The sequence below is a fragment of the Austwickia sp. TVS 96-490-7B genome, assembly GCF_019331795.1.
Classification (GTDB): domain Bacteria; phylum Actinomycetota; class Actinomycetes; order Actinomycetales; family Dermatophilaceae; genus Austwickia.
Genome location: NZ_JAHPZL010000045.1, coordinates 1 through 13,741 on the forward strand (window position 1 = coordinate 1; position 13,741 = coordinate 13,741).

Below are 13,741 nucleotides of genomic sequence, written 5' to 3' on the forward strand. Positions count from 1 at the left end.
CGCAGTTGGATCCGGCGTTGGTGGAGGTGCCGGTGAATGCTGGTGGTGCGGTGGCGCGGCGTAAGGCGGCGTATTACGCGCAGATCGCGGCTCGCTCGACGTACAAGGACCGACTGGCCATCCCGACTAGCTCCGAATCTCCGAGCCAGGCTCGCGTCGATAATGGTGATGGCCGAACTGCCTGAAGAGCTGCTGTGCCGCGGGGGTTTGTGGGCTGCAGGTCCTCGTGTATCTGCTGAGTGGTGACAGTAGTAGATTGATGATGGGTCCTTCCTGAAGAGTCAGGGGAGGACCCATCGTCATGTGCGTTCGGTTCGCCTCAGCAGCGATCTGGATCCGTCACCGCGAGAACATGATCGGCTCAGCTAGATCGATTCTGAGCCGATGGGGACGTCATGGAGACTCCCCTGTTAGCTGCTGCTCTGATCGTGAAGAACGAAGAGAAGTTCCTCCCTGACTGCTTGGCATCCCTGAACGCGTTGCGGCCGCTGTTGTCAGAGATTTGTATCTATGACACCGGCTCGACCGACCGCACGATCGAGATTGCCGAGGCTGCGGGGGCGCGCGTGGAACGAGGTTATTGGGATCAAGACTTCTCCCGGGCCCGCAATGCGGCGATCGCGATGTGTCATGCCAAATGGGTGCTGATCATCGACGCGGACGAGCGAATTGTAGCTGATCGAGATCGGTTGGAGATCAGCCTCAAGGATTCTTTGAGGCTGAATATGACTGGTGCAGACACGCTAGTTATTCAAATAAGAAACATGGTTAGCGCGATCCGTATGGACTCACAATGGCCATCTAATAGAGTCATGCGGCACGGGCGTATTCGCTATGATGGCAGGCTCCACGAGCAAATGACTCTCATTCCAGAACGCCTCAGACGTGATGTGCTTATAAGTGACGAAATTGTTTACTTGAAGCATTTCGGATATGCTGGCGATAGTGTGGGCACTCAAAAGGGTGAGCGTAATATCACCGTCTCTTCTTTGGAAGTGGACGCCGCAAGGGATCGGCGTGATAACCGTCAGCTTGCGACCGCTTTGCTAAATAGGGGTAGATCTTATTTGCTTGCAGGAGACCAGAAATCTGCACTCCGTGATTTCAAGGAAGGGCGAGGGATGGTGAAGGAAAAAAACATTGATAGATGGCTAGGGGAGGAACTCGCGGAAACTCTTATAGGGCTGGGTGAGGTTGAGGAGGCTTCCTTGATAGTGGGATCTCTCCGGAGTGAGGGGAGTGACCTGCAGCTCTGCGACTGGTTTGAAGCGCAGGTTGAGTGGAAACGGGGGCGACACGAACGAGTTGCAGATTTGTTGGCTAAAATTGATAATCCTCGTGGAACCGCGCAAATGACTTTGCCACTTGCTGAGGTGATAGAGCTACGTTTTTTAAACGCGGTGGTTCTTCAGAAGTCAGAGGAAGCTATTGCCTGCGGTGTGCGTCTTATGGCTAGTTACGGTCGTGGCCTTGGGCATGGGTTACTGCTCTTAGCATTATGGGGTAATCGCCCGCTAGGTCAATTAGCGCAATTATTATATGAAGCTGATAGGGGCTTCCTCCGAGGGGTAGCTGAGGAGATGATGCAATATCCGCCGCAAGGAGTTGAGGTGGCGCGTTCCCTGGTGGCCATCGCACAGGCGGCAGGTGCAGAGCTCTCGGTGAAAGCTATTTCGCATCAGTCGGGAGCTAGCTTTGGCTTGAAAAGCCTTGCGACTGAATAGAACTGAAATTTTTACGAAAAATACTTCATGAAGCTGGCACGTGGTCGATAGGAGAAGTGTCAGCCTGACCTAGGGCGGCACCTTGACTGGAAGTCATCCCAGTTTGTTAGGTAGGCGTCACCACGGAGGGTGACGTCAGACCCCATCCACGAAGGAGCTACATCATGGGTCTTCAGATCAACACCAACGTCGCGGCTCTGAACTCTTACCGGAATCTGACCGGTACTCAGAGCAGCATGCAGACCAGCCTAGAGCGACTCTCCTCCGGCCTTCGTATCAACCGTGCTGCCGACGACGCAGCTGGGCTGGCGATTTCGGAGAAACTGCGCTCTCAGGTGAGTGGTCTCAACCAAGCCCAGGCCAACGCCCAGGACGGTGTCTCACTGATCCAGACCGCTGAAGGTGCGCTCAACGAGGTGCACTCCATCCTGCAGCGCATGCGCACCTTGGCTGTGCAGTCGTCATCTGACACCAACACCAATGAGGACCGCGCCCAGATCCAGAAAGAGGTTGTCGCCCTTGGCAAAGAGCTGAATGGAATCTCCACCCGTACCCAGTTCAACGGGATGAACCTGCTTGACGGAACCTTTGGCAACAAAAACCTGCAGATCGGCGCCAACACTGGTCAGACCATGGACGTCAACATTGCAGCGCTGAGCGGTGACAGCCTTTCGATGACCACCGGTGGCGTTAAGGCACTTACTGGTGGAAAGCTGGACGGTACGGTATCGACTACCGGCCCTGTTGCTGCTGGTACTTATAGCGTCGTTGCAGGCACCAGTGGCAATCTGGATGTCATGCTTGATAACAAGAAAGTCGGTGTTGTCAGCGCGGCTGATAACAAGAACATAGTTCTTGACTCTGGCGCGACTATCAAGGGGGCTTCCTCTTGGGCTGCTGGTTCATCAATGGCATTCATTTCCACAAACTTCAGTGCTACAGTAACAACTGGTGGTGCGGCTACCGGTCAAGTTGGAAATGTTAATGCTGGCACGTACACCATCACGGGCACTGATGTTACGGATAACATGGGAAAGAAAGTTGGATCCGTAACAGGGAATGATGTCACCTTTGACTCGAGTGTAGGTGGAGGAAAGGTCAGTTTTACCACTGCTCCGTCAGGAACTATAACAGTCGCCTCTTTTGGTGCGGGGATCGATTTGAGTACCCAGCAAACAGCCTCAGCTGCCCTGGGTAAGATTGATGCTGCAATCAAGACGGTGTCGGACCAGCGCTCTGAACTAGGTGCGTTGCAAAACCGCCTCGACCACACCATCAAGAATCTCGGTGTGTCGAGCGAGAACCTCGCCGCATCCGAGTCGCGGATCCGTGACACTGACATGGCCAAGGAAATGACGAACTTCACCCGTTCGCAGATCCTCCAGCAGGCCGGTGTCTCCATGCTGGCTCAGGCCAACCAGTCCTCGCAGTCTGTCCTCAAGCTCCTCGGCTGAGCCTGACCGACTCGTTGCGTGAACACCGCATAACCCGTGAGGGGGCGTGGGCGTCAACGCCTGCGCCCCCTCACCGGCGTACTCGCCCCACTTTCAGGATGACCATCGACTCCACGGAAGGAGAACCCCATGGGCAGCATGTCCGTCGGCGGGTTGCTCACTGGCTTCGACACCAAAGGCGTCGTCCAAAAACTTATGAACGTCGAACGCCTCGCCGGTGACCGCATCGCCAAAGCCAAAATCGGAGCCAGCGCGCTCTCTGGAGCACTCACTCAACTCAATGGCCTCGTCAACAAAATCGGCGAAGCCGCGAACGCCGTCATCCCCGACTCGATCCTCAAGACCTCCATCTGGTCATCGGCTAGCGCCACTAGCAGCGCTAAAGACGTCGCTACCGTCACTGCCAGTGGAGTCTCCGTCGCCGGGAATCTCACCGTCCGAGTCGACCGCGTCGCTCAAGCCGGCGCGGCTCTCAGCGGAGAAATCGCCGTCACCGACCGCAACACCGCCGTCAATGGATCACCATGGTCTTTGTCAATTACCAACCACGGCACCGCCATAGCAGTGGACTTCACGGCAACCGACACCCTCAACACCGTCGCGGAAAAAATCAACACCACCACCGGTCTCGACGTCACCGCCACCGTTGTCAAAGTCCGCGACGGCGCCTACCGTCTGCAGTTGACGTCCAAAACCACGGGCGCTGACACCACTCTCGCGGTCAGTGGGGACAGCTCTGTCATCGGTGGCGTGAATCAACTCACCGCAGGTCAGGATACCCAAGTCACCGTCGGTGCTGGCAGCCCAGCTGAGTTTTCTGTCACCTCCAAGACTGCCAAAGTCGACGGTCTGATGGAAGGAGTCAGCATCACTGCACTGACTCCTGGGACCACGACGATCAGCAGTCAGCGAGACCCCGCAGCCATCGCCGACAAAGTCCAAGCCATGGTCGACGCCGCCAACGCTGCCCTGACCAATATTCGGATCAACTCCAAAGTCGACCCCAATTTGTCAAAAGCAACAGCTGGGAAAGATGCCACCAACAACTCTGGCGTGTTCATGGGCAACAGCACAGCGCAAGACATCACCAGGCGCCTCAGTGACATATTTGTGGGCTCCAGCAGTAATATTCCCAGCAGTGTCGGCATCAACATCGCTAAAGATGGTAGTCTCTCCTTCGATAAAGCTAAGTTCACTGAGGCCTACACCAAAGATCCCAGCGCTGTTGAAAAAACAGTCACCGGTGCAGCCCAAAAACTTGCCGATGTCAGTAAGTCTCTGACGAACGCAACCGATGGGATATTGACCATCGCGGTCCGAGGGCAAGATGCCCTGGTCAAGGACTATAGCGATCAGATCAAACGCTTCAACGACCGGATGACAGCCAAAGAAGAGATCCTCACCCGTCAATACGACGCTCTCGACAAGATGCTCTCCAAGCTGAAATCGCAAGGAGATTGGCTCGCCGGTCAAATCAACTCCCTGAACGGCGGCAGCGCCAAGAACTGACCCGGCAAACCCCAACACCACGGGGGATGTCTTCGTCGAGCGTTGCTCGAGGAAGGAACCACGTATGACGACCACGGCCCAACTCCGCAACCGGTACGCGCAAGCGACCGTGAGCACCGCTTCCCCCGCAACTCTGCTCACCATGCTCTACGACCGGCTCAGCAAAGACCTATTGAACGCGGAGCAGGCCGTGGTCAACCGCGACGTCCCCGCGGCTCACAGCAATCTGGTGCATGCCCAGGCAATCATTACTGAGCTTGCATCAACCCTCGACATAGATGCCTGGGCTGGTGGCGAGCAACTCCTCGCCATCTATGAGTTCTGCTTACAAGAGCTCTTCCAAGCCAACATCCACAAAGACGCTGCCCGCGTGCACTCCGTGCGGGAGATTATCGAGCCATTGCGAGAAGCGTGGCATCAAGCAGCTCACGCCACCGGAGACCAACCGTGAGCATCGCTGCTTGGGAAGCTGAACTCACCCGACTTGAAGACGAACTTGATACGCAAGAAGAGGCATTGCGTACCGGTCAAGTCAGAGAAGTCGCTGAGTTCGCTCCACCCGACAGCCTCGGCCCCTTGCCACCTCAGCTCGCTGACCGGGCCACCCATTTGATGCAACGCACCGCGTTGCTCGCCACCTTCGTGCAGTATCAATTAGCTGCGACGGACGCTGACCTGCGCTTTGAACAGCGCACCTCAAAACATGCCGGTGCGCAAGCGCTCTACCTGGATCGCAGCGTCTGACCGGTGCTTGATCTGCGCTAACCCTTCACAACTGGCCTTGATCGGCCGATACCACACACGAACGTCCGGGTCATCCACGACTCGGGTTACTCAGGACAGTGCCACGCGGCCCGGCCGCACTCACGGACGAGGTGGAGTCACAGATGTCATCCTTCAGCAGCTTGAATCTCGGTTCGCGGGCGATTTTTGCTGCGCAACGTGGCCTCGACATCACCGGACAAAATATCGCTAACTCCGCTACCCCTGGATACAGTCGACAACGCGTCGATCAAGTAGCGGTCGGTGGCCCCACCGTCCCGGCGATTTGGTCGAAGTACGATCAAGCTGGTGGCGGTGTCAAAGTGACCGGGGTCTCTCGGATGCGTGACGAGTTCCTTGAAGCCAGAGCTCGCACTGCGCACCAAAACCTCGGTGAATTAAGCGAAAGCCAAAAGACTTATGAAGCTATCGAACGCACCATCGGCGAACCCAGCAACACAGGACTGAAACAGCGGATGGCGGAGTTCTGGCAGTCATGGTCAGCCGCTGGCAACGACCTCAAATCAGAAGCCCCCCGCAACGTCGTCGTCGAGCGGGGTCGTGCCGTCGCGACCGAGCTGAACCGCATCGCCACCACTCTCGAGGTGCAGTGGAACGACACCCGCTCCCAACTCGACGCCAACATCAACGACATCAATAAAGCTGCTGGAGACATCGCCACCCTCAACCGCGCCATCCGCAACAACGTCATCAACGGCCTTCCTGCTAACGAACTCGCCGACCTGCGCGACCTCCTCGTCGAAAAAGTCACCACCCTGACCGGTGGCACCGCTGAAAGAGCTGCGGACGGCGTCGTCAACGTCAAGCTTGGACCTGGTACTAACGACTATTTAGTCAGCGGACATGAGAGCCGTACCCTTGTCGCAGTCGGGAGCAATGATGCCGTGGCCCACCGCACCGCGGCACCAGTCACCCCTGTAGGTGTGGAATGGGCCAAAGATTTTGATGGCACCGCCATGACCGGAAACGCTCTCCCTGCGGGAGCACACAGCACCCTCGCAGCCCAGCTGACGACACTCAACACCACTCTGCCTTCTTATTTAGACAAACTCGACACCATCGCCGTCACCATCGCAACAGACGTCAACACGCAGCAATCCGGCAATTGGACTGTCACTGGCACCCAGCAGGTGGCGGGCAGTCCCAAACTGTTCACCAATGGAGCCGGGGCGCTGCCAGCAGGTGTGCGAGCAGCTGCCACCCTGCAGTTCCAGGGTGGACCCAACGACTTGGCCATCTCCACCAAAAACCCCACACCTGCACCGCCAGCCGTGGGAGCGCTCAATGGTGACAACGCCAAAGACATGTCCGCGCTAATGAGCAAAGCAGACGGAGCCGACGACAAACTCCGAGGGCTCGTTGTCACGCTCGGTGTCGAAGCGGCCAGTGTCTACCGCAACCAGCAAGCTGCCGCCAACGTTGCCAAAACCGCCGATGACGCCCGTGACTCCGTCTCCGGAGTCAGCCTCAACGAAGAGATGACACATCTCATTCAATACCAGCACTCCTTCGCCGCAGCGGCCAAATTCATTACTGCCGTCGACGCCACCATCGAGTCCCTGCTCAACATGACGCGCTGAGCGTCCTGATTGACGTATGCACGAAGGAGTCTGACCATGCGTATCACTCAAAACTCGATGAACCGGACCCAACTCATGGGTCTGGATAACAGCCTCGCGCGTCTCCAGCGGACCCAAGAGACATTGACTAGCGGTAAACGCCTGGTGCGCCCCTCGGATTCGCCCGTTGACACTGTGAGCGCTATGCGGCTACGAGACCAGCAACGCGCACTCTCTGCGCTCGGTGAAAATATCAAAGACGGAGTCACCCGACTCCAAGCAGCCGATGATGCCCTCACTCGCAGTCAGACCATGCTGACGAAAGTCCGCAGTCTGGTCGTTGCTGGAGCTAATGGTACCAATTCGCCACAACAGCGCGCTGCCTATGCCAACGAGATCGAACAAATTCGGGAGGGAATGATCCACCTCGCCAACACTCAATACGCCGGACAACCCGTCTTCGGTGGCACCTCTACTGCAGCCAATGCTTTTGACAACACCACCGGCGCTTTCCTCGGCAACACCGACGCCGTCCTACGTAAAGTGACCGAAGCGACAGGGGCTGCTGGCGATATTGACGTTGCGGTCTCCGGGTGGAGGGCATTCAAAGACCCAGCAGACGCGGCGACTTACGACCCTGCTACGGCCAAACCCAACCTGTTTTTTAAAGCTGCACCAACTGACCCTGACTCGGCCACTGGCCTACTTGACAGGGTTGTTCGGGAACTTCGCAAACCTGATGGTACCTACAACCCAGCTACCCTCTCAGGGATGCTCGGTGACCTTGATAAAGCAGCCGAGCAGCTTTCGTCAGCATCTTCAACCGTCGGAGCTCGTGTTGCCCGATTGAATGGGCTAGGCGAGCTCAACGGACGTCTGGATGACGGTGCCACAGTTGCGCTGTCCAAAGTAGAAGACGTTGATTTCATGAAGGCTGCAATGGACCTTAATATCCAGGCCAACGCCTACAACGCTGCGTTGCAGGCATCCGCCAAAATTATTCAGCCGTCCTTGATGGACTTCTTGCGCTGAGTTCGGTTGGGACGGTCAGGCTCCTTTTCCAGGTGCGGGTTCTGTGGCGGTTGCGGTGGTGGCAGTGGCAGCCGCCGCTTCTTTCGCAGCCTGGCGGGCCTGTTTGGCAGCTTTCTTCTGCTCTTCGATCCACGCGACGTGACGCGCTCCCGGGTCCCACCCGGTCGCGACGTACCGCAGCTGGAACCAGCATCCGGCGGCGAGCAATAGCGCCGCCACTACCAGTAGCCCTGCGGTCCCTGCGATCGGGCCGAGCCGCACCACGTTGCCGATCACGATGCCGTACCACCCGAAGTCAGCATCCCCGAACGTGGTGTTCGCGAACCCGAGGGTGCCTAATACGCCCAGCAGGAACGCCGGGAGGAACGAAATCAGGACGCCGTTGACAAAGGCACCCAGTACGGCGCCGCGGCGACCACCGGTGGCGTTGCCAAAGACTCCGGCTGTCCCTCCGGTGAAGAAATGCGGCACCATCCCCGGCAGGATCAACGCCAACCCCCACGCTGGACCGAAAACCCACGCTAACAATGCGAAGGACACCAACCCGCCCGCGAACGAACTGACAAAACCGACGAGCACTGCGTTGGGAGCGAACGGATACACGATCGGGCAGTCCAACGCTGGGACGGCACCAGGCACCACTTTCCGGCTGATTCCTTCGAAAGCAGGGACGAGCTCCGCCAGGATCGTGCGTACGCCGTACAGGATGATGGACACGCCGATGCCGAACTGCAAACCCTGTGCGAGTCCTTTCATCAGGAAGTCCCCACCGTCGGTGGCTTTCAGGATGGGGAAGGCCACTGTGCTGCCCACCTTCGCCCACGCCCAGCTGCAAAACACCACATAGAACAGCACCATCGACAGGGCGGTCGCGACCATCGAATCCCGCAGGAAACGCAGGCTCTCCGGGACCGCCACATCCTCAGTGGACTTTGACCGTTCTCCGGTGGCTGCACCAATCGCGCCAGCTGCGATATAACCCAAGGTGCCGAAATGCCCCATCGCCAGCTTGTCATGCCCCGTGACGCGGCGGGTAAACGGCTGAGAGAATGCCGGCAGCACCACCATGATTGTGCCCAACATGACTGACCCGCAGGCCACCAAAAGAGCCGCCGGCGGTTGAGCCACCGACAACACCACTGTCAGCATCGTCGCCATAAAAAACATGTGATGGCCGGTCAAAAAGACATACTTCAACGGGGTGAACCGGGCAATGATCAAGCTCACCAAGAACCCGCCGATCATCACCCATGCCACCTGCGCGCCGAATTGCGCCGCCGCAATCGACACGATGGCTTCGTTGGTGGGGACGACGCCCTGCGCGCCGGTCGCTTTGAGGATCAGCTCACCAAGCGGGGTCAACGACGCGACTACCACTCCCGCGCCCGCGCCTAGGATCAAAAAACCCAACGTGGCTTTCAATGCGCCGCCGACGACCTGCCCGGACTTTTTGCCCATGGCTATCAGCCCGACGGCGGTAATCAAACCGACCAGGTACGCCGGCACGGACAGGACCTGGTTAACCAGGAAATTGATGACCTGCATGGTGGGTTCTCCCAAAGGGGCGAGAGCGGGGGGCCGCTCAGACGTCGAGGGCCTCGCTGAGGTGGGTGACAATCTCGGAGACGTCCATGAAGTTGGACACCACCCGCAACGGGACGTCACAGTCCTCCAGCTCAGGAGCGAGCTCAGCGCTGGTGAGGATCAGGTCAGCCATCGCGGCGACCCCTTTGGCGGTGCCGATGTCAGCAGCTTCGACATCACCGTCAAGACCGAGTTCTTCCAACGCCTTCTCAGCGTTCATTTTCAGCAGAATGGATGTGCCGATTCCCATGCCGCAGACAGCAACGATTTTCATGAGTCCTTCTTTCCGACGAGGCGAGTGATGGTGTCGAGCAGAGCGTCAGGGGTGGTCGCGGCATCCAGAGCGGCACGGGCACTCGGCTCGCCGAGCAGCATCGCCAGCTGCTGCAATGCCGTCATATGGGCTTCGTGGTCTGTGGCAGCCAAGCCGATCACCAGGAATACCGGGTCGTTGTCAGGATGCCCAAAACTCACTGGATCGCTGAGGGTCAACCAGGACATCCCGGTGCGGTGCACCTCGTCACTTGCCTGGGCATGCGCCAACGCCAACCCTGGCGCGATCACGATGTACGGCCCGAACCGTTCTACCGCAGCGATCATCTGATCGGTGTAGGCCTCAGTGGTGCATCCACTGGCTGCGAGCAACGTCCCACTCGTCCGTACGGCGTCCCGCCAATCCTGCGCGGTGGCGTTCAAACAGATCGAGGCAGGGGAGAGCAGATCAGCCAGCGACGGTGCGTCGTTCGAGGTGCTCGACCCGGACTGAGCTGAAGGCTCTGGTATGGCGGGCGTGCTCGTCTCCGGCGCGGATCGCGCGTCGTCGCCGTCGGTGTGCAGCTCCTGCTCGCCCATCGGTGCCTCCTTGCCCGGTCACAGGCTCCATCGACCTGCTTTTGAGCAGACTAGGACAAAACTCCGTTGGAACGCTAGTGTCAGCACTGAGGGGAATACACCCGCGTGCCACGATCGCCCGAGGAGAGCGCGATGACCGCACCAGAACTCACCGGGGTGCGTACCGTCCGACGAGCAGGCAGCCGCCGCCCCCGTCCCGCACTGCGCGCCGAAACCGGCCCCGGCGCGCTCCTCACCCTCATCCGTGATCTCGGCAGCGCCACCCGACGAGACCTCATCGCCCACACTGGATTCGCCCGCGCCACCCTCGAAGCCCGCCTCGACACCCTGCTCAACGCCGGATACATCGTCGAACGCATCGACCACGGCAGCAGCGGCGGACGCCCACCCCGCCTCATCGAATTCAACGAGAACGGCGGACACCTCCTCTGCGTCGACATCGGCGCCACCCACACCACCATCGGTATCGCCGACCTCGGCTGTCACATCCTGGCCAAAGAAGACCTCGACATCGACGTCACCGCCGGACCCGCCGCCGTCCTCGGCGCCGTCGGCAGCCGCCTCCGCCGCCTCGTCGAACGACTCAACATCCCACCTGCGACCGTCCTCGGCGTCGGAGTCGGCGTCCCCAGCCCCGTCGAATGGCACGGCCGCATGGCCCGCCCACCCCACGCGGCCCCCCTCGCCGACGCCTGGGTCGACATCGTCATCGCCCGCGAAATCCTCGCCTTCCTCCCCGGACTCGGCGTCACCAACGTCCCCGTCGTCGTCGACAAAGACGCCAACATCATGGCCCTCGGCGAATGGCGTACCTCCTGGCCCGACGTCAGAGACCTCGTCGTCGTCAAAATCAGCACCACCATCGCCTGCGGCATCATCACCGGCGGGCACGTCGTCCGCGGCGTCGCCGGCATGGCTGGCGACCTCGCCCACATCCCCGACCCCCACGACCACACCCCGTGCCGCTGCGGACAACACGGTTGCCTCGACGTCACCGCCAGCGGACTCGCGCTCCTGCGACGTACCAGAACCCTCCACGACACCCACCCCAGCGACCACACCGGCGCCGCCGCCATGCGCCACCTCGTCGACCGCACCCTCACCGGCGACCCCACCACCGTCCACGCCATGACCGACGCCGGGCACCGACTCGGCCAGTCCATCGGCGCCCTCATCGCCCTACTCAACCCCGAACTCGTCGTCGTCGGCGGCGCACTCGCCCACGACAACACCCCCCTCATCAGCACGATCCGTCACGTCGCCGCCGCCCGAGTCCATCCCCACGCGGCATCAAGCACCCAAATCGTCGCCTCCTCCATCCGCGCCGAAGCCTCACTCATCGGCGCAGCCCACCTCGCCCTCGACGAGATCCTCACCCCCGCCACCGTCGACTCCGCGCTCGCCGACCGCTGATGGGCGCCCTCTGGTCGCCGCCTGGGCGCCGGGAAGTCATCATCCTGACTGACCGTTCGGCGCAGCATGGATGCGGTGAACGGCGTAGACCGGCATGATAGACCCCGCAGATTTGAACATTAATAGACATAACCCGCAGGCAGGGAGCCACCTATGACGACCCCACCCGCCACGCCCGATGTCACCGACCACGACGTCATCCGATACGCCCGGGTCCTTCCCCTCGACATCGTCCACGCCCTCGGCCACGGACACGCCGGCACCGCCTGCAGCCTCACCCCCCTACTCACCACCCTCTTCCAGCACCACCTACGACACGACCCCGCCGACCCCACCTGGCCCGGCCGCGACCGCTTCGTCCTTTCCGCCGGACACACCAGCCTCTCCCTCTACCTCCAGCTCTACCTCAGCGGATACGGACTCGACCTCGACGACCTGCGCGCCACCCGCACCCTCGACTCCCTCACCCCAGGCCACCCCGAACACGGACACACCCCCGGCGTCGAAACCACCACCGGCCCCCTCGGCCAAGGACTCGGCAACGCCGTCGGCATGGCCCTCGACGCCCGCCACTGGCGCGACACCCTCGACCCGCACGCACCCCCCGGCACCAGCCCCTTCGACCATCGCATCTGGTGCCTCGTCTCCGACGGCGACCTCATGGAAGGCATCTCCCACGAAGTAGCCGCCCTCGCCGGACACCTCCGACTCGGCCGCCTCATCGTCCTCTGGGACGACAACCGCATCACCATCGAAGGCTCCACCCAACTCGTCAGCAGCGAAGACGTCACCGCACGATTCGCCGCCTACGGATTCCGCATCATCACCGTCGACGACGCTGAAAACCTCGACATCCTCCACACCGCACTCACCGACGCCACCGTCCCCAGCGCCGACCACCCACCCACCTTCGTGCGCATCCGCACTCGCATCGGCCACCCCATGCCCACCCTGAGCGGCACCGGAGCCGCCCACGCAGGCGCCCCAGACACCGACGAGATCCGCGCCACCAAAACCCTCCTCGGCCTCAACCCCGACCACCACTTCGCCATGCCCGCAGAAGCCCTCAACCACGCCCGCGACGTCCAACGCCGCGGCGCACAACTCCACGCCACCTGGGAACAGCGCTACCAAGACTGGCGTCGGCGTACCGACCCCGACCTCGTCGCCCGCTACGACCGGATCCGCCGCCGTACCCTCCCCGCCGACCTATGGGACGGACTCGACAACCCCACCGGCCCCGAAGCGACCCGCACCGCGTCCGCGCGCATCCTGCGACACCTCGGACATCGCCTCCCCGAGCTATACGGCGGATCAGCAGACCTCGCCGACACCGCAGGTGGCCGCATGACCAGCGACGACGAACTCATCCCCAGCCGACACAGCCCCGCCACCCTCGGCCGACGAGGATCCCGCCACGGCCGCCAAATCCACTACGGCATCCGCGAACACGGCATGACCGCCATCGCCAACGGCATCGCCCTCGGTGGACTCGCCCGGCCCTACGTCAACGGCTACCTCGTCTTCAGCGACTACGCCCGCCCCGCGATCCGCATGTCCGCGCTCATGGGCCTCCCCCTACTCCACCTGCTCTCCCACGACTCCATCGCCGTCGGCGAAGACGGACCCACCCACCAACCCGTCGAACACCTCGCCGCGCTGCGCGCCATCCCCCGACTCGACGTCATCCGACCCGCCGACACCGACGAAATGCGCGGCGCCTGGGAACGAGCCCTCACCAGCGACGACCACCCCACCGCCATCATCAGCGCCCGACAAGCCACCCCCCAACTCCGCGACATCACCCCCGCCACCACGCCACCCCTCGACA

Annotated in this window: 13 protein-coding genes; 10 read left to right on the forward strand and 3 right to left on the reverse strand. The window is 60.8% G+C overall.

Going from position 1 to position 13,741, the window contains the following annotated elements; all coding sequences use genetic code 11:
* The 8 genes from KEM60_RS15930 to flgL form a co-directional block, all read left to right on the forward strand.
* A partial coding sequence (locus KEM60_RS15930; RefSeq protein ID WP_219232398.1) for a hypothetical protein occupies positions 1 to 185 on the forward strand: 185 nt, incomplete at its 5' end.
* Positions 186 to 395: 210 nt separating this feature from the next.
* On the forward strand, positions 396 to 1,724 hold the full coding sequence (locus tag KEM60_RS15935) for a glycosyltransferase family 2 protein (protein WP_219232400.1): 1,329 nt from the start codon (positions 396 to 398) through the stop codon (positions 1,722 to 1,724).
* Positions 1,725 to 1,888: 164 nt separating this feature from the next.
* Positions 1,889 to 3,178 carry a flagellin gene (locus KEM60_RS16775; RefSeq protein WP_219232402.1) on the forward strand — a complete coding sequence of 430 codons (1,290 nt, stop codon included), beginning with the start codon at positions 1,889 to 1,891 and terminating at the stop codon, positions 3,176 to 3,178.
* A 129-nt stretch (positions 3,179 to 3,307) separates the two neighbouring features.
* A complete protein-coding gene (gene fliD, locus KEM60_RS15945; protein ID WP_219232404.1) occupies positions 3,308 to 4,687 on the forward strand; it encodes a flagellar filament capping protein FliD in 1,380 nt (459 codons plus the stop codon).
* Positions 4,688 to 4,751: 64 nt separating this feature from the next.
* On the forward strand, positions 4,752 to 5,138 hold the full coding sequence (gene fliS / locus KEM60_RS15950) for a flagellar export chaperone FliS (protein WP_219232406.1): 387 nt from the start codon (positions 4,752 to 4,754) through the stop codon (positions 5,136 to 5,138).
* The gene (locus tag KEM60_RS15955) at positions 5,135 to 5,431 is read left to right on the forward strand and encodes a hypothetical protein (RefSeq protein WP_219232408.1); all 297 of its coding nucleotides are present in this window, start codon (positions 5,135 to 5,137) and stop codon (positions 5,429 to 5,431) included. The genes fliS and KEM60_RS15955 overlap by 4 nt, the downstream gene beginning before the upstream one ends.
* Positions 5,432 to 5,574: 143 nt before the next feature.
* Positions 5,575 to 7,050, forward strand: a complete 1,476-nt coding sequence (gene flgK, locus KEM60_RS15960; RefSeq protein ID WP_219232410.1) for a flagellar hook-associated protein FlgK — start codon at positions 5,575 to 5,577, stop codon at positions 7,048 to 7,050.
* Positions 7,051 to 7,086: 36 nt separating this feature from the next.
* Positions 7,087 to 8,061, forward strand: a complete 975-nt coding sequence (gene flgL / locus KEM60_RS15965) for a flagellar hook-associated protein FlgL (protein WP_219232412.1) — start codon at positions 7,087 to 7,089, stop codon at positions 8,059 to 8,061.
* 15 nt (positions 8,062 to 8,076) lie between these two features.
* On the opposite strand, the gene KEM60_RS15970 is transcribed toward flgL, so the two are convergent.
* Genes KEM60_RS15970 through KEM60_RS15980 form a run of 3 tightly spaced genes read right to left on the reverse strand, consistent with a single transcriptional unit; the run spans position 8,077 to position 10,497 of the window.
* Entirely contained in the window at positions 8,077 to 9,606 is a 1,530-nt protein-coding gene (locus KEM60_RS15970; protein ID WP_219232414.1) for a PTS ascorbate transporter subunit IIC, read from the reverse strand.
* A 37-nt stretch (positions 9,607 to 9,643) separates the two neighbouring features.
* On the reverse strand, positions 9,644 to 9,919 hold the full coding sequence (locus KEM60_RS15975) for a PTS sugar transporter subunit IIB (protein WP_219232416.1): 276 nt from the start codon (positions 9,917 to 9,919) through the stop codon (positions 9,644 to 9,646).
* On the reverse strand, positions 9,916 to 10,497 hold the full coding sequence (locus KEM60_RS15980) for a PTS sugar transporter subunit IIA (RefSeq protein WP_219232417.1): 582 nt from the start codon (positions 10,495 to 10,497) through the stop codon (positions 9,916 to 9,918). The genes KEM60_RS15975 and KEM60_RS15980 overlap by 4 nt, the downstream gene beginning before the upstream one ends.
* 132 nt (positions 10,498 to 10,629) lie before the next feature.
* Between KEM60_RS15980 and KEM60_RS15985 the strand changes: the two genes are divergently transcribed.
* Positions 10,630 to 11,910 (forward strand): ROK family protein, encoded by a 1,281-nt coding sequence (locus tag KEM60_RS15985; protein ID WP_219232419.1) that lies wholly within the window; start codon positions 10,630 to 10,632, stop codon positions 11,908 to 11,910.
* Between the two features lie 153 nt (positions 11,911 to 12,063).
* Positions 12,064 to 13,741, forward strand: a 1,678-nt coding sequence (locus KEM60_RS15990; protein WP_219232421.1) for a transketolase, incomplete at its 3' end; no start/stop codon positions are given.